The 22,102-nt window shown below is 64.7% G+C and carries 21 protein-coding genes; 12 read left to right on the forward strand and 9 right to left on the reverse strand.

Annotation, left to right across the window (positions count from 1 at the left end; all coding sequences use genetic code 11):
- Positions 1-30: 30 nt before the first annotated feature.
- A complete protein-coding gene (locus L0U84_RS28900) occupies positions 31-1,698 on the reverse strand; it encodes an ATP-binding domain-containing protein (protein ID WP_233855242.1) in 1,668 nt (555 codons plus the stop codon).
- 269 nt (positions 1,699-1,967) lie between these two features.
- Between L0U84_RS28900 and L0U84_RS28905 the strand changes: the two genes are divergently transcribed.
- Positions 1,968-2,594: a glutathione S-transferase family protein gene (locus tag L0U84_RS28905; RefSeq protein ID WP_233855244.1), complete on the forward strand. Its 627-nt coding sequence runs from the start codon at positions 1,968-1,970 to the stop codon at positions 2,592-2,594.
- 27 nt (positions 2,595-2,621) lie between these two features.
- On the opposite strand, the gene L0U84_RS28910 is transcribed toward L0U84_RS28905, so the two are convergent.
- Both L0U84_RS28910 and L0U84_RS28915 read right to left on the reverse strand, forming a co-directional pair.
- Positions 2,622-3,314 (reverse strand): potassium channel family protein, encoded by a 693-nt coding sequence (locus L0U84_RS28910; protein WP_233855246.1) that lies wholly within the window; start codon positions 3,312-3,314, stop codon positions 2,622-2,624.
- Positions 3,307-4,548 (reverse strand): TrkH family potassium uptake protein, encoded by a 1,242-nt coding sequence (locus tag L0U84_RS28915; RefSeq protein ID WP_233855248.1) that lies wholly within the window; start codon positions 4,546-4,548, stop codon positions 3,307-3,309. Before L0U84_RS28915 ends, L0U84_RS28910 begins: the two co-directional genes overlap by 8 nt.
- A gap of 316 nt (positions 4,549-4,864) precedes the next feature.
- Here L0U84_RS28915 and L0U84_RS28920 point away from each other — a divergent pair, with 316 nt between their 5' ends.
- Complete coding sequence (locus tag L0U84_RS28920) at positions 4,865-5,446, forward strand: Fur family transcriptional regulator (RefSeq protein ID WP_233855250.1); 582 nt, start codon at positions 4,865-4,867, stop codon at positions 5,444-5,446.
- Positions 5,447-5,593: 147 nt separating this feature from the next.
- On the opposite strand, the gene L0U84_RS28925 is transcribed toward L0U84_RS28920, so the two are convergent.
- Positions 5,594-6,106 (reverse strand): response regulator, encoded by a 513-nt coding sequence (locus L0U84_RS28925; RefSeq protein ID WP_129960927.1) that lies wholly within the window; start codon positions 6,104-6,106, stop codon positions 5,594-5,596.
- A gap of 549 nt (positions 6,107-6,655) precedes the next feature.
- On the opposite strand from L0U84_RS28925, the gene L0U84_RS28930 reads away from it, so the two are divergent.
- A complete protein-coding gene (locus L0U84_RS28930) occupies positions 6,656-7,387 on the forward strand; it encodes a ribonuclease activity regulator RraA (RefSeq protein ID WP_233855252.1) in 732 nt (243 codons plus the stop codon).
- Between the two features lie 49 nt (positions 7,388-7,436).
- Here L0U84_RS28930 and L0U84_RS28935 read toward each other — a convergent pair whose 3' ends face one another.
- Complete coding sequence (locus L0U84_RS28935) at positions 7,437-8,249, reverse strand: TetR/AcrR family transcriptional regulator (RefSeq protein ID WP_267939967.1); 813 nt, start codon at positions 8,247-8,249, stop codon at positions 7,437-7,439.
- Between the two features lie 75 nt (positions 8,250-8,324).
- Between L0U84_RS28935 and L0U84_RS28940 the strand changes: the two genes are divergently transcribed.
- The 3 genes from L0U84_RS28940 to L0U84_RS28950 all read left to right on the forward strand — a co-directional run bounded on the left by L0U84_RS28940 (position 8,325) and on the right by L0U84_RS28950 (position 12,860).
- Positions 8,325-9,860, forward strand: coding sequence for an MDR family MFS transporter (locus L0U84_RS28940; protein WP_233855256.1), 1,536 nt, complete (start codon positions 8,325-8,327; stop codon positions 9,858-9,860).
- A gap of 429 nt (positions 9,861-10,289) precedes the next feature.
- Complete coding sequence (locus tag L0U84_RS28945; protein ID WP_233855258.1) at positions 10,290-11,528, forward strand: hypothetical protein; 1,239 nt, start codon at positions 10,290-10,292, stop codon at positions 11,526-11,528.
- Positions 11,529-11,786: 258 nt separating this feature from the next.
- Entirely contained in the window at positions 11,787-12,860 is a 1,074-nt protein-coding gene (locus tag L0U84_RS28950) for a TAXI family TRAP transporter solute-binding subunit (protein ID WP_233855260.1), read from the forward strand.
- 44 nt (positions 12,861-12,904) lie between these two features.
- On the opposite strand, the gene L0U84_RS28955 is transcribed toward L0U84_RS28950, so the two are convergent.
- A complete protein-coding gene (locus L0U84_RS28955) occupies positions 12,905-14,344 on the reverse strand; it encodes an aminotransferase-like domain-containing protein (protein ID WP_233855262.1) in 1,440 nt (479 codons plus the stop codon).
- A 110-nt stretch (positions 14,345-14,454) separates the two neighbouring features.
- On the opposite strand from L0U84_RS28955, the gene L0U84_RS28960 reads away from it, so the two are divergent.
- From L0U84_RS28960 to L0U84_RS28970, 3 genes are all read left to right on the forward strand, one after another.
- Positions 14,455-15,342, forward strand: coding sequence for a DMT family transporter (locus L0U84_RS28960; protein ID WP_233855263.1), 888 nt, complete (start codon positions 14,455-14,457; stop codon positions 15,340-15,342).
- Between the two features lie 118 nt (positions 15,343-15,460).
- Positions 15,461-16,369 carry a sap1 transcriptional regulator SapR gene (sapR, locus tag L0U84_RS28965; RefSeq protein ID WP_233855265.1) on the forward strand — a complete coding sequence of 303 codons (909 nt, stop codon included), beginning with the start codon at positions 15,461-15,463 and terminating at the stop codon, positions 16,367-16,369.
- 55 nt (positions 16,370-16,424) lie between these two features.
- A complete protein-coding gene (locus L0U84_RS28970) occupies positions 16,425-17,006 on the forward strand; it encodes a GNAT family N-acetyltransferase (protein WP_233855267.1) in 582 nt (193 codons plus the stop codon).
- A 120-nt stretch (positions 17,007-17,126) separates the two neighbouring features.
- Here the strand turns inward: L0U84_RS28970 and L0U84_RS28975 are convergent, their stop codons facing one another.
- Positions 17,127-17,681, reverse strand: a complete 555-nt coding sequence (locus L0U84_RS28975) for a putative glycolipid-binding domain-containing protein (protein ID WP_233855269.1) — start codon at positions 17,679-17,681, stop codon at positions 17,127-17,129.
- 186 nt (positions 17,682-17,867) lie between these two features.
- Between L0U84_RS28975 and L0U84_RS28980 the strand changes: the two genes are divergently transcribed.
- The 3 genes from L0U84_RS28980 (at position 17,868) to L0U84_RS43860 (ending at position 19,933) form a co-directional block, all read left to right on the forward strand.
- Entirely contained in the window at positions 17,868-18,740 is an 873-nt protein-coding gene (locus tag L0U84_RS28980) for an urea transporter (RefSeq protein WP_233855276.1), read from the forward strand.
- A gap of 172 nt (positions 18,741-18,912) precedes the next feature.
- On the forward strand, positions 18,913-19,689 hold the full coding sequence (locus tag L0U84_RS28985; RefSeq protein ID WP_233855302.1) for a class II aldolase/adducin family protein: 777 nt from the start codon (positions 18,913-18,915) through the stop codon (positions 19,687-19,689).
- Positions 19,690-19,696: 7 nt separating this feature from the next.
- The gene (locus tag L0U84_RS43860) at positions 19,697-19,933 is read left to right on the forward strand and encodes a 4-oxalocrotonate tautomerase (RefSeq protein ID WP_326491226.1); all 237 of its coding nucleotides are present in this window, start codon (positions 19,697-19,699) and stop codon (positions 19,931-19,933) included.
- A gap of 71 nt (positions 19,934-20,004) precedes the next feature.
- Here the strand turns inward: L0U84_RS43860 and L0U84_RS28995 are convergent, their stop codons facing one another.
- Positions 20,005-20,214 carry a hypothetical protein gene (locus L0U84_RS28995; RefSeq protein ID WP_233855306.1) on the reverse strand — a complete coding sequence of 70 codons (210 nt, stop codon included), beginning with the start codon at positions 20,212-20,214 and terminating at the stop codon, positions 20,005-20,007.
- Between the two features lie 612 nt (positions 20,215-20,826).
- Positions 20,827-22,083 (reverse strand): branched-chain amino acid ABC transporter substrate-binding protein, encoded by a 1,257-nt coding sequence (locus tag L0U84_RS29000; RefSeq protein WP_442794057.1) that lies wholly within the window; start codon positions 22,081-22,083, stop codon positions 20,827-20,829.
- Positions 22,084-22,102 lie beyond the last annotated feature (19 nt).

The following is a 22,102-nucleotide window of genomic DNA, read 5'->3' on the forward strand; positions in this document are numbered from 1 at the left end:
GCAGCGCAACACAGCGCCCGAACGCCGCCGCTACTTGTCCTTCCCCTCGCGCAACTGCAAATGCCGTGCGGCCCGCTGCGACGCGACGACGATCAGCTTCATCGTCGCGCGCGTCGCGCCGACGAACAGCTTGCGCGCGACGCGCTCGTCGAACGCGTCGAAGTCGATCTCGGTGAAGATCACGCACGGCGCCGCCTGCCCCTTGAAACGGTAGATCGACTCGAACAGCACGTCGCCTTCGCGATACTCCGGGTTGCCGAACAGATCGTATTTGCCAGTGAAACTGCGCAGCCGATGCGGTCCGAGATGGTCGAGCCCGCTCATCGCCGAGCCCTCGCGGCCGCGAAACGACAGCACTACGATGTCCTGCTTGCGAAAGCCGAGCGCGAGCGCGTGGGTGATCGCGCGCTTGGTCGCGTCGATACTGCTTTCGACGGCCTGCGCTTCGTCGTAGACCGACACCGAAACCTCGGAGCCGTCGAACGGACTGCCCGACGCGAGCGACGCGGCGAGCGGCACCGACGAGCCCATCACGTCGCGCAGATAGTCGAGGATGTCACGCGGACTGCGGTAATTGGTGGTTTCCTTCAGCGTGGCCCAGCCGGGTAACGACACCGGCTCGCGCATGTACAGATTCTGCAGTGGGTCTTCGAGCCACCACCACGCGCCGCCCGGCCGCAGCAGCCGCTCGAGCGCGGCAATCCATGACTGCTGGAAATCCTGTCCTTCGTCGACGATCAGCACGTCGAACTGCCACTGCGGTTCGATCGGTGTGTCGGCGAATCCGGCCTCGAGTTGATCGAACACCTGCGCGGACTGGAAATCGGGCGCGCGGCCCGCATCGCGCGCGATCCAGTCGCACAGCTGGTGATAGTTCGCGACCTTCGCCTCCGGCGGCGCAACTCGCGCGATGTGATCGGCGAGCGGCCGGTTGAAGCAGACGTACAACGGCCGCTCGCCGCGCGCGACCGCGTCCTTCATCACCTGCACCGCGAGTTGCGTCTTGCCGGAGCCCGCCGTGCCGACCACGCGCAACCGGAACGGCGCGAACTCGAGCCGCCGGGCCCATGTCGCAAGTCCGCCCGAAAGGCGCGTGACGAGCGTGCCCGCCTGCCCGACGAGCGCGCTGGTGTCGGATGCCAACGCGAGTTCGTCGGCGAGGAAGTGATGAATTTTCGACGCGCAGGGAAGCCGCGGTTCGTCGGCCGGCAGTGCTTCGCGAATGATCGCCGCGAGCCGCTCGCGGCGCGTCGCGTCGACGATGCGCGCGGGATTCACCCCGGCGATGGCCGCATCCTTGACGATGTGATCGGGACAGTACAGCAATTCCTCGATGAAATACGTGCCGGCGCCGAACGCCGCGGTAAAACGCCGGTGCAGGCCCTCGATCGTATGCGCGAGCGCGATCGCGACGTTGCGCTCGGTCTGCAGATACACCTTGACGAGCCCCTTCGGCGTTTCGCGCAGAAAGCCGGTCTTCTGCTCGATGATCATCACGCGCCCAGCGGGACTCACGATCACGAAGTCGGCCTCGCCGAACACCGAGAAGTTCTGGTTCAGGCGCGTCCAATGCACGCCGTGGTACACGGTGTAGTCGGCGGGCAGTGCTGTTTCGAGCAGCGCGAGGGTTTCCCGTTCGCGCGCCGCCGCGCCGGTCGCTTCGAGGCTTTTCCAGTCGTCGGGAACAATGCGGGCCATGCGGTGCCTTAGTGGGTTTGGATGCGTAAATCCGTACGCGTCGGCTCAGTGCGCCATTCGTGGTGCGGTCATTGTACGCAACGCAGGGACGCTCTGGCGCGGCGGCGCGCGAGCTCGCGCGGCAAGCGCGGCGAGCGCGAGACCTAGTCCCGCGGCGCGCGGACGGCGCCTTTCGTACGTCGCGCAAAGGTGCGCGCATCGTGTATCGTTACTGGTTGAACGCCGCGCGAGGCGCGGCTTGCCAACCGTAAGAGAAAAGGATTTACCGGATGATTACGATCTGGGGACGTGCCAATTCAGTCAACGTCCAGAAAGTTTTGTGGTGCTGCGACGAACTCGTGCTGCCGTTCGACCGCATCGACGCGGGCTTGCAATTCGGCCGCAACAACGAACCCGACTACCTCGCGATGAACCCGACCGGCAAGATTCCGACGCTGGTCGACGACGACTTCGTGCTATGGGAATCCAACTCGATCCTGCGCTATCTGGCGATGCAATACGGCGAATCGAGCGTGCTGTATCCGGCCGAGCCGAAACTGCGCGCGAGCATCGACCGCTGGCTGGACTGGTCGCTGTCGACGCTGCAGCCGTTGGAACGCCCCGTGTTCTGGACGCTCGTGCGCACGCCCGAAGCCCAGCGCGACGCGGCGAAACTCGCCGCCGACGTGAAGGCGGTCACCGTGCTGTGGCGCCTGCTCGACACGCATCTGCAGGGCCGCTTCTTTCTCGAAGGCGACAAGTTCACGCTCGCCGATATCGTGATCGGCGCATACGCGAAGCGCTGGTTCGGTCTCGACGGTTTGCAGCGGCCACCGCTGCCGAGTCTGGAGCGCTGGTACTCGCGTCTCACGACGCGCTCCGGGTTCAAGAAGTATGTGGATTTTCCATTGACCTGAGCATTGCGCGGGTCGGCCCAAACCGGTTCAGGCACTCGCGCGCCCCGCAAACTCTTCGACCTTGCTCGCGGGGCCCGATACGATCAGCAGATCCCCCGGCACGACAACCGTGTCGGGCCCCGCGTGCCGGAAGTTTTCGCCAGCGCGCCCGACACCCACGACGTTGACACCGAACGCCTCCAGAACGTCGCAATCAACGAGCGGACGGTTGTGTGTCGGCACCGGCGCATGGATGGTGGCGACCGCAAATCCTTCTCCGAATTCGATGTAGTCCACGATCCGCCCCGTAATCAGGTGAGCGATCCGTTCACCCATTTCCGCTTCCGGATGAACCACATGATGAGCGCCGATGCGCTGGGCAATCTGGCCGTGCTCCGTGGTCGCCGCCTTCACCCAGATGTCCTTGATCTCGAGTTCCGTCAGGGCCATCGCGGTCATCAGGCTCGCCGACAGGTCGTCCCCGATCCCTACGATCGCATGGGGGAAATCGGCGACACCCAATTGACGCAAGGTATGCACGTTGGTCGCATCGGCCTGGACGGTATGCGTCAACCGGTCCGCCCACAACTGCACCTGCTGCGCGTCCCGGTCGATGCCCATGACCTCATGGCCAAGGCGAACGAGCGACTCCGCCACCGCACAGCCGAAGCGCCCCAAACCGATGACGACGACGCCGTCGCCCTTCGTAAAGCCGAACGAAGTCCTGAACAGGTCAGCCAACAATTGGATGCTCCTCGGGGTAGCTGAATTGCGCACGCCGCTCGATCAGCACCAACGACGTCGCAAAGGTAATGGTTCCTACCCGGCCGACGTACATGAGCGCGATGATCACCAACTGCGCCGGCGCGGGAAGTTCACCTGTGATTCCCGTTGACAGTCCGGCCGTACCGAATGCCGAAATCACCTCGAAGATCACCTTGTCAGTAGGGAAATCGGTGATGTGCAGAATCACGAGCGTGCCGATCGTGATCATGACGCCACCCAGCGCCACGACTGTGATCGCCTGGCGCTGAGCGGACGCGCTGACACGGCGCCCGAACGCTTCGATATCTCCACGTCCACGAATCTCGGCAAGCACGAGCAAGCCCAGAATGGCGACGGTGCCGATCTTGACGCCCCCTGCCGTTCCCGCGCTGCCGCCGCCAACGAACATCAGGAAGTAATGCAGAGCCCAGCTGTCGTGACTCATTGCACCGATGTCGAGCGAGTTGAAGCCCGCCGTGCGCGCGGATACCGACGCAAAAGCCGCCGAAAGGAGTTTCTCGCCGACCGGCATCGCGCCCAGAGTCTTCGGATTGGCCCATTCGAACAGCAGCACTGCAAGAAAGCCGCCGAGCAACAGCAAGCCCGTCACCACCAAAGTGAGCCTCGTGTGCAATGAAAGCTGACGGGCACCCCGAAGTTTTTCCCGTAGATCGTACAGAACCGGGAACCCGATTCCGCCAACGACGATCGCGACCATCACCGGCACCAGCATCGACGCGTCGGCGGCATAGCGCATCAGACTATCCGGGTGGATCGAAAAGCCCGCGTTGTTGAACGCCGAGACCGCGTGAAACCAGCCGCTCCACGCGGCCTCGCCCCATTGCAGCTTGTATCCGAGATGAAGCCTGATCGAAAGCCAGAGTGCAATGCCCAGTTCAGTGAAGAGCGTCACGACGAACACCAGTCGCGCTACGCTGCGGATGTCCCCCAAACGCAAGGTGTGCGTTTCGACCTGGGTGATCAGTCTCGCTCGCAGCGGTAAGGACCGGTTGACCATGAGTCCCAGCAACGTGGCTGCGGTCATCATGCCGAAGCCGCCAATCTGAAACAGCCCGAGGATGACCCACTGTCCGAAGTTCGACCAGTAGCTGCCCGTGTCGACGACGACGAGCCCAGTCACGCAGACCGCCGAGGTCGCCGTAAAGAAAGCGGTCAGCCACGGCGCTGCCGCGCCTTTGGCCTGCGACAAGGGCAACCTCAACAGGAGCGTGCCCGCGGCGATCGCAATCAAAAATGCCAGGGCTACCGCCCGCGATGGGTGAAGCAGTTGTCTCATCGATACCCCGTCGACACACATTCAGAGGCTGATGGACAAAGAATAGGCACTATTTGCGAGTCGGGACCCTATTTGTCATTTGTTTTCAGTTGGGAGCTAAATCCGCGGACCGCCGTTTGACGTGCGGGTCAAAACGTTTCCAGGCTGCTTTCGGGATGAGGCGAATTCCAATTTTGCCGACGCTCCGACCGACGCGGCACCGCCTTCCCCGAGCCTCTATAATCGACGCATGAAAACCGCCAAGCCCGCCGCGACCGGCCATCCGGTCACTCCCACGCCTGCCGCCTCCGCCGCCGATGCACACGATCATCATGCGCATCACGACGTGCATGAGCAGTCGCAGGAAGCGGCTCTCGTACTCGCCGACGAATATTGCCGCGAACGCGGCGAAAAGCTCACGCCGATCCGGCGCAAGGTGCTCGAGTTGCTGCTGAACTCGGGACGCGCGACCAAGGCCTATTCGCTGCTCGACGAAATGCGGCAGATCCACCCGGGCTCGGCGCCGCCAACCGTCTATCGCGCGTTGGATTTTTTGCTGTCGGCGGGACTCGTGCATCGGATCGAGTCGATCAATGCATTCACTGTCTGCCATGATCTGACGCAATGCCAGCACGGCATTCTCGTCGTATGCCAGCAATGCGGCAGCGTCACCGAGTTGCATCAACCGAAGCTGCGTCAGGCCCTCGTCGCGCAGATCGAGGACGCGGGCTATCGGCTCGCGAGCGACGAAATCGAATTGAAGGGTCTCTGTGCGGCCTGTCAGGCGGCGACGGCCGCTGGCGAGGCCGCGCCGGTGGCAGCGGCGAAATAGCGGCGGCTCACGCATCGGGTGCGCGACGCTATGTGATGCGCCGCAAAGCGTCGCTGAGCGTGCGCCGCTTCGAGACACGACCTGTCCCCGCCGCGCGCCGGCCTGCTCTGTCTACCCACTCCCAGGAGAAGCGCTGCGAAGCGTCGATCAACCCGCCGCGCGGGCGTCGATCGCGTCGTGCAGCAACGTCACGAGCGCTTCGGGTAACGCGGGTTTGGTCATGAAATGCTGGAAGCCTTCGCCGATGCTGCGCAGGCGGTATGCGTCGTCGGTATGGCCGGTGAGCGCCACCGCCACCGCGGGCGAATGACCGCCGCAAATCTCGTGGTCGCGCAGCCGCTGGATCAGATAGAAGCCATCCATGGCCGGCAAATCGAGGTCGCAGACGACCGCGTCGGGAAGCAACCGCATCGCCGCCACGACGCCCTCTTCCGCGTCGGCGACCGCGCACACCTTCGCGCCTTCCGCCTCGAGTAGCAAGGTCAACGATTCCCGGCTGTCCGGGTCGTCCTCCACCAGCACGATCGTGGCCTGATCGAGCCTCATTGCTGCATTCATCGTATGTTGTTGCTCTGGAAAACCGGTTAGGCCATCGGATGGGGCCAATGTTTCACTTTGCTGATTGCCGCCGAACTGCGCGGCCAGGGTGTTGCTGTCCATGATTCCGACTCGATTTCGCACGCCGAGTTGCAGACAGGTCCGCGATTGTAAAGCATCGTTCAGCACCTTCCTGAGTACAACCCGTGCGCACGGTAACGCGCCAAAATTGCACGTCGATGAAAAAACGGCGCTCGACGCATACCGCGATTTAGCTGCAAAGTGTCCGCAGTTTTTCCGCGGCCCGCCGATTGCCGGCACCCGATGTTCCGGCGCGGTTCGTACGAACCCCGCTCGTACGACGTTCTCCGCCCGGTATCGATTCAGTCCTTCATATTTCTTCGCGCGACGCGGCGCTGTCGTTCGTTTTGCGTCGCTCGCATCCGATGACATTGCAAGCACGTCGCGTGCCTCGTTGCAACGGTTCGCGTCGCGTGAACAGAGGCTCCGCGGCGCTTGCGCATGTCGCGGCGATGTATTGGCGCTGGTCTGCTAACGGGTGGCGCCGCGGCGCTATCATCGTGGTCGCGCATGCGCGGCATGCTTCGCTTCGTGGCCGCTCGCACGCGCCTTTCGATGTTCCCGCATCCCAACCCGAGGCCATCCGACACCATGTCCGCCACATCGCCCGAGCTTTCCGCCGAGACGCTCGACATCCTTCGTCACGTCAGCACCGCCACGCTGACCACGCAGTTATTCAAGCGCGGTCTGCGCAACACCTTCATGCAGGGCGTCGCGCCGCTCGGTCCGCGGCGCGGCGCGAATCTGGTCGGGCCGGCGTTCACGCTGCGCAACATCCCGTCGCGCGAAGACATCGACGTGCTGGAGCTGTTCGCCGACCCCGAGTACGCGCAGCGCAAATGCGTCGAGACCATTCCGCCGGGCCACGTGCTCGTGCAGGATTGCCGCGGCGAGCGCGGCAGCGCGTCGTTCGGTTCGATTCTGTCGCTACGTTTGCAGGTGCGCGGCGTGGCCGGCATGGTGTCCGACGGCCCGGTGCGCGACAGCGCGACGATCGCCGCGCTCGACATGCCGGTGTTTTGCGCGGGCGCGAGCGCGCCGCCTAATCTGATCCGCCATCACGCGGTCGATATCAACGTGCCGATCGGCTGTGGGGGAGTCGCGGTGTTTCCGGGCGACGTGATCGTCGGCGATGTGGATGGGGTGGTGGTGATTCCGCTGAAGATGGCCGACGACGTCGCGCAGGCCGCGGCCGGGCAGGAACAGCTCGAGGCGTTTCTGACCGAAAGGATTCGTGCCGGCACCGCGCTGCCCGGCACCTATCCGCCGAACGACGCGACGAAGGCGGCGTTCGACGAGTGGAAGAAAAATCGCAAAATCTAGGGCTTTTTTCAAAGGACCAGACGACCGGCGTGCCACCCCGGCTGCCGGTTCAATCGCCCTTACCGGGTCCAATCCCCTGCAGCAGCAACGCCACCGCATGCCGCGCGATCTCCGCGCCGCCGATATTGCGGCGCAACGGATCGTTGCGCCACAGCTTCGAGGTTGCGAGCGGCAGAATCGTCATGCCGAGCAGCGTGACGAACACGAGCGCGGGCTCGAGCGCTGGATTCAGGCGCCCCTCCTTCTGCCAGCGCGCGATCGCCAGCAGCGACGCCTTCTGATGCGCGAAACCGAAACGCTCGTGCATGCGCTGGCGCAGCAGGCCGCCGTCGCTGATCACCTCGCGCACCCACAGGGACGCGAACCACGGGTTATCGCTCGCAATCTGCACCAGCCGCTCAGTGAGCTGCGTGATTGCCGCGACCGGATCGTCGGGATTCTCCTGAAACGGCAGCCCCAGACTCTCGCGCAACGGCGCGAAACACTCGTCGATCAGCACGTCCAGCAGTTGGTCGCGCGTCTTGAAGTAGTAGTGCACCATCGCGGGCGTGAAGCCGGCCTCACGGGCGATCTCGCCGAGCGAAGTCTCGACGATGCCCTGCTTCGCGAACAGCGTGAGTGCGGCGTCGAGCAAACGCGCGCGCTGCTCGGGGCCGCGCGCGGCGCCCGTCGGCCGCCCGGGGCGGCGGCCGGCCGACCCAGCCGGCGCGGTGCTTGCGCTATTCGCGGTTCGAGTAGGCTCTTGCGTTGCCTTGGCTTTGCGCTTCGACGCGCCGCGCTCTTGCGCGGCAAGCCGGGCGCGCGGCCCTGCATCTGCCACCGTATGGTCTGCCGCGGCGTCGTCAGACGAGATCCTTGTCATTGCATTGAATTTGACGTGAGAGGCGATGTCGCATATATTAATCTCTCAGTTAATTAATTTCAACGCGTTGCCGCCATGGAACAATCCGCTACGACCCTGTCCGTCGATTCCGCGTCCGAGGATCCGCGCTCGGCCGCGCCCGCCGCCGAGCATCCGCCTATCCGGCTACTGTTTCCGGCCCTGTTGCTGGTCATGCTGCTCGCCGCGCTCGACCAGACGATCGTCTCGACCGCGCTGCCGACCATCGTCGGCGAACTGGGCGGGCTCAATAACCTGTCGTGGGTGGTAACCGCCTACCTGCTCAGTTCGACGATCGTCGTCCCGCTATACGGCAAGTTCGGCGACCTGTTCGGCCGCAAGATCGTGCTGCAGACGGCAATCGTCATCTTCCTCGTCGGCTCGGCGCTGTGCGGCATTGCGCAGAACATGAGTCAGCTGATCGTGCTGCGCGCGCTGCAAGGCCTCGGCGGCGGCGGTTTGCTCGTCGTCACGATGGCGGCGATCGCCGACGTCATTCCACCCGCTGAGCGTGGCCGCTACCAGGGCGTGTTCGGCGGCATCTTCGGTCTCGCCACCGTCATCGGTCCGTTGCTCGGCGGCTTTCTGGTCGAGCATCTGACGTGGCGCTGGATCTTCTACATCAACCTGCCGCTCGGCATCCTGTCGCTGATCGTGATCGGCGCGGTGTTCAAGCCGCACGTGCGCCACGTGAAGCACACGATCGACTACATGGGTGCAGCGTTTCTCGCCGGCGCGCTGACCTGCATCATCCTGTTCACGAGCCAGGGCGGCACGATCCTGCCGTGGACGTCACCGCAACTGTGGTTCACGCTCGGCATGGGCCTCGTATCGATCTGGGGCTTCATTCACGAAGAGCGCAGCGCGGTCGAACCGATCATGCCGCTCGGACTGTTCAAAGAGCGCACGTTTCTGATCAGTAGCCTCGTGAGCTTCATCATCGGCGTATCGTTGTTTGGCTCCGTTACGTTCATACCGCTGTATCTGCAGGTCGTGAAGGGCTCCACGCCGACGCAAGCCGGCATGCAGATGCTGCCGATGATGGGCGGCCTGTTCATCCTGTCGATGGTGACGGGCCGCGTGATCAGCAAGATCGGCAAGTACCGGCTGTTCCCGATCATGGGCACGTTCCTCGTCTCGGTCGCTATGCTGCTGCTCGCGCGCCTGCAGATCGATACGCCGATTCATGTGATGTATCTGTACATGGGTCTGCTCGGCTGCGGCCTCGGCATGGTGATGCAGGTGCTGGTCCTCGCGGTCCAGAACACCGTCGAGTTCAAGCACATGGGTGTGGCGACGTCGGGCGTCACGCTGTTTCGCTCGATCGGCGGTTCGATCGGCGTGGCCGGGTTCGGCGCGGTGTTCTCGAACGGCCTCGCCGGACGCCTCGAAAAGCTGATCCCGCCCGACACCGAACTTCCGCACGCGTTGGGTCCCGCCGCGATTCATCAGCTACCCGAAGCATTGCGCAACGATTATCTGCATGCGTTCGCGGGTGCGTTGCACACCGTGTATCTGTCGGCCGCATGCGTCGTGGTGCTCGCCTTCGTGCTCGCATGGCTGCTGAAGGATCATCCGTTGCGCAAGCACTGAGCGTTGATCGGCGCCGGAGCCGGATGCTGATGCAAACGCTTACCGGTAAGCCCCGCTAGCAGATTGATAACGAGGCCGTACGCACGACGCGTCGGCCTCGTTGTTTTTTTGTCGCACTCACTTCACGCGGCGCAATGCTTCCAGTTGCCTTCCATTTATCGCGAAACAACAGACACATACACTCGTTTCGAGCGGATGGCCAAGGTTTCTTCATACTTCCGAATGAGCGGTAGCGCACACAATCCAGGGGCCTACCGCGTTGACGTCCCTCGTGAAACGCCACATATTGGAAACCGTGGAAACGCAGGCGCTGCCTACGTCTCCGCGACTCCGGCGCATGTGGATCGTGATTCCGCGGACAAGGCTCCAGCCTCAACACGATCCGGAGCATGCCTTTACGGCATCGTTTTCCTAAGGTGGGGCCACCGCATGTCCACCCAAACAGCCACCGGCCAAGGTTTTCCCACGCCCTGCAAACGCTGCGGCGGCGCACTATACCGACCAGTCGACGCCTGCCCCTACTGTGGCGCTGCACATCCGTTCGATCCGAACGATCTGCACATGCGCACCGGCATTCCGGGCAGCCGCGCGAGCGCCACGCACAAGCCCCTGCCCCGTTTCGACGATGAGCCCGGCGCACGGGATCAGCCCGCCGTCGCTGCCGCCGCTGCCACTGCCGCGATGGCGACCGAACCCCTGTTGCCGGCCAAGCCGGTCATGCGGACGGCGCTGGTGTCGACCGACAACACTATGCCGGCTTACGAAGATGAGATGTATGCGTCACGCCACACTGCGCAGATGATCTGGCGCGTGTTGTACGTGATCGGCGCGGTCGTCGCGATCGGCCTCGCGTATGTCGGCTATACGCTCTTCAGTGACGGCGGCGATTCGGAAGATAAAGACGTGGAGCAGGTTACTCAGGATGCCAGAACAACCACTGGCATGATCGCTCCGCTTGCGTCCGCGCCGGTGATCGCTCAAGCGCAAACCGCGCACGCGCCGGCCTCGGCGAGACCCGCGCCACCGCCCGTGACCGAACTGGCGGCGAAGCCTGCGCCCGTCGTGCCCTCCGCGCCCGTCATTCCCGCACCGCCTGCCGCACCGCCGATGGCCGCGGCGCCCGTGCGGCCCGCGCCGCCGCCTGCCGCTCCGCCGATTGCCGCGATACCCGCGCGGCCCGCGCCGCAATTCCGCGACGCCGGACAGGCGTTGCAGGTCGCGCGGAACGCGTTCCGCGCCAACGATCTGTCCGCTGCGCAAGCCGCGCTCGTGGCCGCGCAAACGTTACAACCCGGCAACAGCGACGCGCAGGGTCTGGCCGATCAGATGCGCCCGCTCGTCCAGCGTCGCGATATTGCGCTGCAGGCCGCGCAGGCCTGCGCCGCGCAGCAGTCGTGGCCGTGCGCGCGACAGCACGCGAACGACGCGCTTGCGATCGACAGCGGCAACGACGCGGCGAAAGTGATCCTCGAGCGCGTGATCCGGGAGACCGGCTGGGCGCCGCTGACTCCGCCACATGCGGCGACGACGGACGCCGCGCCGGGCGCGCCGCTCGCGCAGGCGCAACTGCAGCCACCGCTGCCCCCCGGCATGCCAGCGCAAGGCGAGCTGGTCGCGACCGCAACGAACGCCGGCGTCGTGAGGACCGCGACCCGGCGAAGCAACTAGCGCTCACGCGCGACGCGCGCCGTCCGCTCAGGGTCGCGCGGGCGCAAAGGACTGCGCCGTCGCGCGAAGAACATTGATTCGCATACCAGATCAAATGGCCGCCGTCTGTGCTGATTCGCACATTATCGTGTGCCCTCTGCGCGGCAACAGACGGAGCGACCCTCGCAGCAGCTTGAACATGACATGGCAGCCGGATCACTGGTGCTTCCACGCGCCACGCGTGAAGCGGGATCAACCTGACCGATAGGTAGAAAGACCATGCTGAAGAGATTTCTCGCGGGCTGGCTGGGGCTGGCGTTACTGGTCGTATGTTCGCTGGCCGGCGCGGAACCGGCTCACTACAAGATCGTCACCGGACCGGAGCGCGGCACGTACATCCAGATTGGCAACGACCTGTCGAAATGGGTAGCCCCGCCGGCTGGCATCGACCTCGAGGTGGTGGCGTCTAAAGGCTCGGCCGAAAACGTGCAGCGCATGCGCTACGAGCCCGGCGTGAAGCTCGCGCTCGTGCAATCCGACGTCTACCAGGCCTTCGTCGACATGGCCAATTCGGGCAACCCCGACGCGGGCACGACGATCCGGCCGCTGCGACTGATCATGCCGCTCTACGACGAGGAAATTAACGTCGTCGTGCGGGCCGATTCGCCGCTGAAAACGCTCGCCGACATCAAGGACAAGACCATCAGCGTCGGCCTGCTGGGCAGCGGCACCGCGCAGTCGGCGACCACGCTCTACCGCCTGATGTTCGGCCAGCCGATTCCCGAGCAGAACGTCGTGCATCTGAGCAACGAGGACGCGCTCGCCGCGCTGATCGTGAAGAAGATCGACGTCGCGATCATCGTGGTCGGGCAGCCGGCGAATCTGTTCACGAGCATGAAGCCGGACCTGCTGTCACAGCTGCGCCTGTTGCCCGCGGATCCCAATGCACCGGAAACGAACCGCGCGAAGCAGACCTACTTTCCGACGACGATCCGCGAGAGCAGCTACCCAGGCTGGCTGAAGGAAGACGTGCCGGGTCTCACGGTCAAGGCGTTTCTGGTCACCTACGACTACGGCTTGCGCGACACCGTCAGCAACCTGAATCATTTCGCCGACTCGTTGTGCGCGAACTTCGACAATCTGCAGGAGCATGGCCATCCGAAATGGAAACAGGTGAAGCTCGAATTGCCGACGCTCGTGCGCGGGTGGAAGTACTACGGCCCGGTCGAAAAGCATCTGCGCGCGTGTCTCGCGAACCGCAGCGCGGCGGTGAGCGCGGCGGTCTCGCAACCCGCGCCGAAACCGCACATGCCTTGCTCGGAAGAGGAACGGATGCTTCTGCTGTGCAAATGACGCTGTAGGCAGGACCGTGAGCGCGTGGCTCGATTCCGTTCGTGTCAGACGCGCTCGCGCGCTGCGTCGGCCGACACCGCGCACGCATCCATCGCCCGTTGCAATGCTTCATACACCTTCGGGCGATTGCACTGCGACACGTTGAAACGCAGAAAACCCGCCGCCGCTTGCGACGCGCTGAACACGTTGCCCGGCGCGAACACGACGCCCGCCGTCAGTGCATGACGCGCGATCTCGGCGGCATCGAGCGCACCGGGCAAGCGCGCCCATACGAACAGGCCCGCGCGCGGCCTTGTCCAGATATCGAGGCCCGCATAGCCGAGGCGCCTGATGGTCTCCCCCATCGCGTCGGCCAGCTTCGCGCGCATCGTCTCGAGATGCCGCCGATAGGTACCGTCGACGAGCATCCGGTGCACGACGCTCGCCGCGAGCTGACCATTGCCGAACGACGTCGCGAGCTTCAGATCGATCAACGGCTCGATCCATTCGGCGCGCGCGGCGATATAGCCGCAGCGCACCGCCGCCGACAGCGTCTTCGAAAAGCTGCCGATCGACACGACGCGCGCGAGGCCGTCGAACGCGGCGAGACGCGGCGCGGCTTCGTCTTCGAAATCGGCGAAGATGTCGTCCTCGACGATCAGCAGATCGTGCTCGCCGGCAAGCTTCAGCAGCCGGTGCGCGACGGCCGGCGCGAGCGTCGCGCCGGTCGGATTGTGGATCGCCGAGTTCGTCACGTAGAGCCGCGGACGCTGCTCGATCAGCACACGCTCGAAGGCCGCGAGATCCGGTCCTTGCGGCGTGTACGGCACGCTCGCGATCCGCACGCGATGCGCGCGTAACAAAGCCTGAAAGTTGAAATAGCACGGATCGTCGATCAGCACCGTATCGCCGGGTTCGAGCAGGAAGCGGCACACGAGATCGAGCGCATGGGTGCCGCCGTCGGTCAGCAGGATCTGCTCGGGCGGCGCATCGACGCCGTGCGCGGAAAGCCGCCACGCGAGCTGCTGACGCAGCGCGGGCAAGCCGGCCGGACTCGCGTAATCGGCGAGCAGCGACTGCGGATCACGCGCGACCGCGCGCAGCGCGCGACGCACCCCATCTTCCGGCAGCCACGAAGCCGGCATCCAGCCGCAGCCGGGTTTCAGCGCTTTCGAGCCGGTCTCCAGCGACTGCCGCGTGAGCCACAGCGGATCGACCTCGCGATCGAGCCGCGGCCCGAGATCGGCGAGCGCAAGCGGCGGCGCATGGCCCGACACGAAGAACCCCGAGCCGCGCCGCGCGACGATCACGCCTTCCGCGACCAGACGGTCGTATGCTTCCACCACGGTCGACTTCGACACGCCGAGCGCGTCGGTCATCGCGCGAATCGACGGCACGCGCGCGCCCGGCATCAGCGAGCGGCTCGCGATGCGCTCTCGCAGATTGTCCATCACGAGGCCGACGCGCGTGCCCGGCACCGTCTCGTTGCTCCCGTTTTCCGCCATCTGTACTGCTCCATGTTCGGTACAGTTTGTGCGAACTGTACTGATCTGTAGCTTAACGTTTCCGGCCGCGGCGCGCATCATGAGACTTTTTCAGCGCAGGGATGTTTGCAATGGACAAGACCACCAACGGCTGGCTCAGCGGTCTCGCGGGCGTGCTGATCTTCAGCGGCTCGCTGCCGGCCACGCGGCTCGCCGTGCAGGGACTCGATCCGGTGTTTCTGACCGTGGCACGCGCGACCATCGCGGGCATCCTCGGTCTGCTGCTGTTGCTGGCGTTCCGCGAGACGCGGCCCGAGCGTCGCGATCTGCTGCCGCTCGTCGTCGTCGCGCTCGGCGTCGTGGTCGGCTTTCCGTTGCTGACCGCGCTCGCGCTACGTCATGTGAGCGCCGCGCATGCGGTCGTGTTCATCGGCCTGCTGCCGCTCGCCACCGCGATCTTCGGCGTGTTGCGCGGCGGCGAGCGGCCGCAGCCGGCGTTCTGGCTGTTCTCGGCACTCGGCAGCGCGGCAGTGGCCGCGTTCGCGCTGCGGCATGGCATCGACGCCTCGCCGCTCGGCGACGCGCTGATGCTCGCGGCGATCGTCGTGTGTGGTTTGGGCTACGCGGAAGGCGCGCGGCTGTCGCGTCATCTCGGCGGCTGGCAGGTGATTTCGTGGGCGCTCGTGCTGTCGCTGCCGTTGATGCTGCCGCTCGCCTGGTGGACCCGGCCCGCGTCGTTCGACGGTGTCGGCGCCGCCGCGCTGTGGGGACTCGCGTACGTGTCGCTGTTCAGCATGCTGATCGGCTTCGTGTTCTGGTATCGCGGGCTCGCGCTCGGCGGTATCGCGGCGGTCGGCCAACTGCAGCTGCTGCAGCCGTTTTTCGGGCTGCTGCTCGCCGGCGTGCTGCTGCACGAACAGGTGCCGCCGTCGATGATCATCGTCACCGTGATCGTGGTCGCCTGCGTGGCGGGCGCGCGGCATTTTTCACGCGCGGTGCCGGCGCGGCGGGCGGTCTGACACGGCTCGACCGTCGCACGACAAGCAGTCTTTTTCGGAATCAAATTGCGCGAGCCGTGGATCGGTATGTCATCATTTCGCAGATTGGCACAACCAGCGCCCTGCGCCGCGACTGACGATGACGACCGCTTTTGCCCAAACCGTCGAAGCCCGTTTTGCCGAACTCACGCCGACCTCGAAACGCGTCGCCAGCTACATGCTCGCGAATCTCGACCGGCTCGGCCTCGAAACCGCCGACCAGATCGCGCAGCAAGCCGGCACCAGCGGCATTTCGGTCGGCCGCTTTCTGCGCAGCGTCGGCTATCGCAATCTCGACGATCTGAAACGCGAACTACGCGGCACCCAACAGCGCCCTTGGCTGATCACGGACCGGCTCGACGCGTTCCGTCGTGGCGCGAGCGACAGCACGCCAACCGCTGAGCCTGATGAACCGGGCGTCTCCGATGGCGGCTCACCACGCGACGCCGCGCTCGCCCAATCGCTCGAACTGGAAGTCGGCGCGATCCAGCACGTGTACGCACTCGCGCGCTCGCCGGCGTTCGCGCGCGTCGCCGAGCGCATTGCAAATGCCGATGCGGTCTACATCCTCGGCATCCAATCGACGCGCGGCATCAGCAACGCGTTCTCCAGCTATCTCGAATACATCCGTCCGCGCGTGTTCTATTCGGACGGCATGTCGGGTTCCTACGTCGATTCGCTGAACTCGGAATTCAGCGCGCCGTATCTGATCGTCACCGACACGCGCGCCTATTCGACGATCGCGCGACGCTATTGCCAGGCGGCCTCGCGTCGCGGACTGCCGTTCGCGCTCGTCACCGATATCTATTGTCCGTGGGCGCGCGATTTCGACGGCGACCTGCTGCAGGTGAAGACCGACGTCGGGCAGTTCTGGGATTCGCTCGCGCCGCTGACGTGCCTGTTCAATCTGCTGATCTCGGCGGTCGTCGAACGGCGTGGACCGGCCATCGACGAACGCGTGGCGCGCAATCGCGAGCTGCAGAGCGAGTTCGGTCAATTCGATGTGTGACCGGCATAGCGACGCGTCGCGCCCGCCTCATACTCACGCCACGACAGGACCACGCATGAGCCTCACCCACCCTCCAGGCAACGCCCCGCTGATTCGCGACGCCACCGAAGCCGACCTCCCCGCGATCCAGGCGATCTACGCGCATCACGTGCTGACCGGTGTCGCGTCGTTCGAAGAAACTCCGCCGTCCGTCGACGATCTGCGCGCGCGGCTCGCAAGCGTGCGCAGCCACGGACTGCCGTATATGGTCGCGGAGATCGACGGCGACGTCGCCGGCTATTGCTATGCGACGCCGTATCGGCCGCGCGCCGCCTATCGCAACACGATCGAAGACTCGATCTACGTCAACGACGCGTATCGCGGACGCGGCATCGGACGCGTGCTGCTGCAGGCGCTGATCGAACGTTGCGAGACCGGACCGTGGCGTCAGATGATCGCGGTGATCGCCGATGGCGGCAGCGGCGGCTCGCTGTCGTTGCACACGCAGCTCGGCTTCGAGCTGACCGGCACGTTGAAGGCGGTCGGTTACAAGCACGGCCGCTGGCTCGACACGACGCTGATGCAACGCACGCTCGGCAGCGGCGCCTCAACCGGGCCCGACGAGGTTTCAAACGCGGCAGGCGGCACGCGCGGCTAAGCCCGCGCGCACTGCGCGCCGCTCGTGCGGCCGCGCGTTTCGTCGACCCGCGTCGCGCGAACGACGCGGACCGCGGCGCCGGAACCTCGGCAACCAGCGGTCCGGCGCCGAACACCAAACCTAACGCGAGCGCGGCAAACGCGCGAACAAGGTCGGATAGTCGATCACGAGGCCATCGCTATCCACGCGCAGATTCGCGGTGAACTCGCGAAAAATGCCTTCATAGCGGTATTCGCCATTCAACTCGATGCACGTGTATGCCTGCTTGGCGCGCGTGACCTGCAGGTCCGGCGTCGAGATATACGCGACCTCGATCGGCCGACGTTCGCCCTCGGCCAGTTGCAGGCGGCGGATCGGCAACGTGTTGGTGTACGGCGTCGCGGCGATATCGATGTCGATACAGCCCTCGAGTGCGCTCAGCGCGAGACCGTGCCCGTCGCGCCAGTGGCCGACGCCGTCGCCATGCAGCTCCAGCTCGCCACCGCCGACGATCTTCAGCCACGCATAGCGCGTGCGCCAGCGCGCGTCGCAGCGCACCGCGTAATGCAGCCCGTATGCCTTGCCATAGCGCTGCCCGACCACGACGCTTTCGACGGCGAAGCCGTCATCGCGCGCATCGAATACCAGATGTTCGATGCCGTCGCCCTCTTCCGAGGCCCATCGTAATTCACGCATCGGCGTCTCCATGCGAAACGGCGCAGGGGGCGCCGGGCTCTTATCGTAGCGCGAAAGCCCGCGAGCCTGGCCACCCCGATCCAGGCACGCACGGCCGGCAAATAGCCAGTATCAACGCGCGACGATGCCTGAGTGCCTGCCGCTCGACTATGCTCGCGGTTTGCCGTGATTCCGAACTCGCCTCCGATGCACGCCGCCGCGACCGATGCGCCCTCCTCCTCGCTCAGCGCCCCGCTGCCCACGCTGCTGCGCAGCCTCGGTCAGATCGTGCTGCAACCGAACGCCGCGACCGGCGCATGCATGATCGGCGCGTGGCTGCTCAGCGAGCCGCGTCTCGTGTGCGCCGCGTTGCTCGGGGCGATCGCGGCCAACATCAGCGCGATGCTCGCCGGTTCGGCCGACGCCGATCTGCGCGCCGGCCTGCTCGGCTTCAACGGCGCGCTGGCTGGCCTTGCCGCGTTCAGCTTCATCGGCGATCCGGCGACCGCGTCGGCTGTCGCGATTCTTGCCGCGACGGGCACCGCATGGCTGTTGCGACCGTGGTCGCGCTGGCTGCGCACCCGCGGGCTCGGCTATCTGTCGAGTCCTTGCCTGATCGTCACGTGGCTATGGTTGCCGCTGATCGCGCGCGGCTCGTTGCCAACGGGTCCCGCTGGCGCTGATCCGGTCGACGCGATGCGTTTCGTCAACGGCGTGCTCGCGGGTGTCGCGCAGACCGGCTTCGCGTCGGGCGCGCCGGCGGGTGTGCTCGTGCTGCTCGGGATTGCCGCCGCGTCGCGCAAACATGCGCTCTACGCGCTCGCCGGCGCTGGCCTCGCGAGCGCCGGGCATCTGTGGCTCGGCGCGAGCGTTCCTTCATTCGATGCCGGCCTGTCAGGGTTCAACGGCGCGCTGACCGCGCTCGCGCTGGCCGACGCAGGCTACGCGGCGATGCTCGGTGGCATCGCGATGTCGGTGCTGTTGCAAGCAGCCGCCATGCACTTCGGTTGGCCCGCGCTGACCGCGCCGTTCGTGCTCGCGACGTGGAGCATCCGGTCGCTCGGCCGCCGCATCGCGTAACGTAACGATGCGTCGTGCGCTGCCGCCACCGGAGCGACAATGTGCGGTAGCATCCCAAGCCGGTTCCCGCCTTGCGCGGCCTCGCGTTTCAGCAACCTCGCTGGCTTGGCGATCAATCGCATGGCGCTGGAATCAGTGCTAAAACACCAACCCCGGCCGACAGGAGACAGATATGTCGTTCGCCCACTCACCCGCCGGCCGCATCGCCGAGTCCGGTCCGCTGTCGGAAGCGGAACAGCAAACCCGCATCGATCTGGCCGCCGCTTACCGTCTCGCCGCGCTCAACGGCTGGGACGATCTGATCTACACACACATTTCCGCGAGCGTGCCCGGCGAACCGGGCCACTTCCTGATCAACCCGTTCGGCCTCGCGTTCGATGAGGTCTGCGCGTCGAATCTCGTGAAGATCGACATCGCGGGCAATATCGTCGGCGCAAGCGAACATCCGGTGAATGCCACCGGCTTCGCGCTGCACGCGGCCGTGCATGCCGCGCGCGACGACGCCTTCTGCGTGATGCATCTGCATAACACCGCGGGGGTGGCCGTGTCCGCGCAGCCGGCCGGACTGTTGCCGGCGTCGCAGCATGCGCTGCGCTTTTACGGCCAGCTTGCGTATCACGACTACGAAGGCCTCGCGTTCACGCCGGCCGAAGGTGGCCGCCTCGTCGCGCATCTCGCCGATAAGCCCGCGATGCTGTTGCGCAATCACGGCACCCTGACGCTCGGACGCACGGTTGCCGAAGCCTATGTGCTGATGGCGACGCTGCTGAAGGCCTGCGAAATCCAGATTCAGGCGCAAACCTGCGGCGCGCCGCTGGTCGTGCCGAGCGACGCGGTCGCCGCGCGCACGGCCGAGCAGCTTTACGACGGCGGCGCGATCGAAGGCGCTCTCGAATGGCCTGCGCTGCTGCGCAAGCTCGATCGACTCGATCGCGGCTATCGCGCCTGAACGCGCGATCCGATCCACTTCATTTCAGTCCCAACTCTCAACCCCACGGAGCAACCTCATGCCCACGTTTCATATCGAACTCTTCGAAGGCCGTACGTTGGAACAGAAACGCCAGTTCGTCGAAGCGATCACGAAAGCCACCTGCGAGTCGCTCGGCGTCGAGCCGAACTCGGTCGACATCATCCTCACCGAAGTACGTCGTGAAAACTGGGCGACGGGCGGGAAGCTCTGGAGCGAGGCATAGAGCGGCTGAGCGGAATTTTCTGGCCTGCCGCGAAACTTGCAATCTGATAATCGTCAAAAATTCGCTAGTAATCACGCGTTGCGGATTTTCACTGCCGTCCAGTCACGACCGCGACTGTCCCGGTACAGCGCGGTCATTACCGCCGACTTGTGACCGGGCAGAGCCTGTTCGAGCCCGGCGCCATACTGGGCGATATAGAGGTGCGCCGCCAGCGACCGCAACGCATGAAACGTCATCGGCGTGCGGCCGGACTCGACGCCGATTTTCGGCGCGTCGCGCATCTGCGCGAACCGGTTGCTGATATGCGGCCCGGCACTTCCGGAGATTCAGGACCCGGCCATAGGGTCCCGTCTTACGGCTCGGCGGTGCGCCACTACTTCGCGCGGAGAATCGATGAAACCGCTGCGCGCTCAACCGCTCATATTCCAACCGGGCTCAGATGCGCATGCCTCCTTCGGCCATTGCGGTCATTGAGGCGGGCTGGGTTCTACGTCAGCAGTGCGGTGGATTGCTAACCGTCGCGGCGTCGAGCAGCCGGGCGGCAACTTCCTGTATCTCCAACTCACACTCCCGACCGGTTGAATCCGCAGCGTAGAACGGCCGTTTCGTCATTGATGTCAGGCTTTGATCACAGCGGACTTCGAACTCGCCCGCTACTCGTCCTGCTCATTGCCTTTTGACGGGCCGACATTGAGGCGGACGATGTCGCGGGTGTCTGGGGTGCAATCTTGCATGCCTTTCCCTATCAGCCAATTGGCCCGAATCGTCTAGTCCACCGAGTTCTGAGCTGACCGGATCGCCGAACTCCTTCGCATCCGTGAAGTCGTCAGTGACGCCGGCTCCCCGCTTCGTCGTCGCGCGATAAACTTCCGTGCCTGTTTTGCCCAGGCGCATCACTGCGCGGGAGCACCCGAGTTCGTCACAGTGCTAATTGGCTGGAATTTACCGTCCTTCGCCTGATAGAGCGTAACTGTCGCAGCGCGAAGGTCGCCCTTGGCGTCGAAGGCGATCTTACCGGTTACGCCATCGAACTCAACCTTCTTCATCGCGGGCAGATAGTCTGCCGGCACGGTCGAATCAGCCAGTTTCATAGAGTTGATCAGCGCCCAGGTGGCATCATAGGCATAGGGTGCAAACAACACGACCGCGCCGTATTTCGTATATTTGGCAGCGAATGCCTGGCCATTGCGCATCTTATCGAGCGGCAGACCCGATTCCGCCGAGACCGTACCTTCCGCTGCAGCCGGACCGGCCAGTTCGATGAATTTGTCCGTTTCGATTGCCGACCCAACGAGCGGAATCTTCATCGCCAGCCCTGTCATCTGCTTGCGAAGTGGACCGGCCTGAGCGTCGACACCGCCATAGAACACAGCCTGCGCATCTTTCGACTTGATCGACGTAAGAATTCCGCGGAAGTCCACGGACTTGTCGGAAACGAATTCACGGTCGACCACGTCGACACCCGCGGCCTTCAGTTCCTTCACGACCACATCCGCCAAACCCTGACCGTAGGCACTGCGGTCGTCGACTACCGCAACGCGTTTGTATCCTTTGGTCTTTCCCATGTACTGGGCGATAACCCGGCCCACTTCACTATCGTCGCCGATCACGCGATGCGCAGTGGCAAAGCCCTGCCTCGTCAGTTCAGGGTTGGTTGCCGATGGCGAGACCTGCGGTATTCCCGCCGACGCATACACTTTCGATGCAGGTATCGTCGCGCCCGATGTGATGTGACCGACGACGCCGTTTACGTTCTGATCGACAAATTTTTGTGCGACTGTCACGGCCGTTTTCGGATCGGCCGCATCGTCCTCGGATACAAGCTGGAAGTGGACCAGTTGCCCCTTGATCTTGATCCCGGCGGCGTTGGCGTCCTCGATCGCAAGCCGCGCACCGTTTTCCGCATCCTTTCCCACATGCGCGACTTGCCCTGTCAACGGGCCAGCATAGCCGATAGTGACCGTTTGGTCTGCGTGGGCGACTCCCGACAGCAATGCAGACGCACTGATAACCAGTACGGATTGAATACCTGATCCCGTGATTCCCACCCTGTCGGAAATGGCCGACAAGATTCGGGCCATGCCATCAGCTGCGCCTCCACGACGCCCGGTGTGGACTGTGTCGCTCTTGATGAGTCGAATGCTCTGCATCGCTAGGTCTCCGTGATTG

Source organism: Paraburkholderia sp. HD33-4, assembly GCF_021390635.1.
Taxonomy (GTDB): domain Bacteria; phylum Pseudomonadota; class Gammaproteobacteria; order Burkholderiales; family Burkholderiaceae; genus Paraburkholderia.

Coding starts and splice junctions, on each gene's coding strand:
- L0U84_RS28900 (WP_233855242.1), bottom strand. CDS start 1,698: ATGGCCCGCATTGTTCCCGACGACTGGAAAAGCCTCGAAGCGACCGGC.
- L0U84_RS28905 (WP_233855244.1), top strand. CDS start 1,968: ATGATTACGATCTGGGGACGTGCCAATTCAGTCAACGTCCAGAAAGTT.
- L0U84_RS28920 (WP_233855250.1), top strand. CDS start 4,865: ATGAAAACCGCCAAGCCCGCCGCGACCGGCCATCCGGTCACTCCCACG.
- L0U84_RS28925 (WP_129960927.1), bottom strand. CDS start 6,106: ATGGACAGCAACACCCTGGCCGCGCAGTTCGGCGGCAATCAGCAAAGT.
- L0U84_RS28930 (WP_233855252.1), top strand. CDS start 6,656: ATGTCCGCCACATCGCCCGAGCTTTCCGCCGAGACGCTCGACATCCTT.
- L0U84_RS28935 (WP_267939967.1), bottom strand. CDS start 8,249: ATGACAAGGATCTCGTCTGACGACGCCGCGGCAGACCATACGGTGGCA.
- L0U84_RS28940 (WP_233855256.1), top strand. CDS start 8,325: ATGGAACAATCCGCTACGACCCTGTCCGTCGATTCCGCGTCCGAGGAT.
- L0U84_RS28945 (WP_233855258.1), top strand. CDS start 10,290: ATGTCCACCCAAACAGCCACCGGCCAAGGTTTTCCCACGCCCTGCAAA.
- L0U84_RS28950 (WP_233855260.1), top strand. CDS start 11,787: ATGCTGAAGAGATTTCTCGCGGGCTGGCTGGGGCTGGCGTTACTGGTC.
- L0U84_RS28955 (WP_233855262.1), bottom strand. CDS start 14,344: ATGGCGGAAAACGGGAGCAACGAGACGGTGCCGGGCACGCGCGTCGGC.
- L0U84_RS28960 (WP_233855263.1), top strand. CDS start 14,455: ATGGACAAGACCACCAACGGCTGGCTCAGCGGTCTCGCGGGCGTGCTG.
- sapR (WP_233855265.1), top strand. CDS start 15,461: ATGACGACCGCTTTTGCCCAAACCGTCGAAGCCCGTTTTGCCGAACTC.
- L0U84_RS28970 (WP_233855267.1), top strand. CDS start 16,425: ATGAGCCTCACCCACCCTCCAGGCAACGCCCCGCTGATTCGCGACGCC.
- L0U84_RS28975 (WP_233855269.1), bottom strand. CDS start 17,681: ATGCGTGAATTACGATGGGCCTCGGAAGAGGGCGACGGCATCGAACAT.
- L0U84_RS28980 (WP_233855276.1), top strand. CDS start 17,868: ATGCACGCCGCCGCGACCGATGCGCCCTCCTCCTCGCTCAGCGCCCCG.
- L0U84_RS28985 (WP_233855302.1), top strand. CDS start 18,913: ATGTCGTTCGCCCACTCACCCGCCGGCCGCATCGCCGAGTCCGGTCCG.
- L0U84_RS28995 (WP_233855306.1), bottom strand. CDS start 20,214: ATGCGCGACGCGCCGAAAATCGGCGTCGAGTCCGGCCGCACGCCGATG.
- L0U84_RS29000 (WP_442794057.1), bottom strand. CDS start 22,083: ATGCAGAGCATTCGACTCATCAAGAGCGACACAGTCCACACCGGGCGT.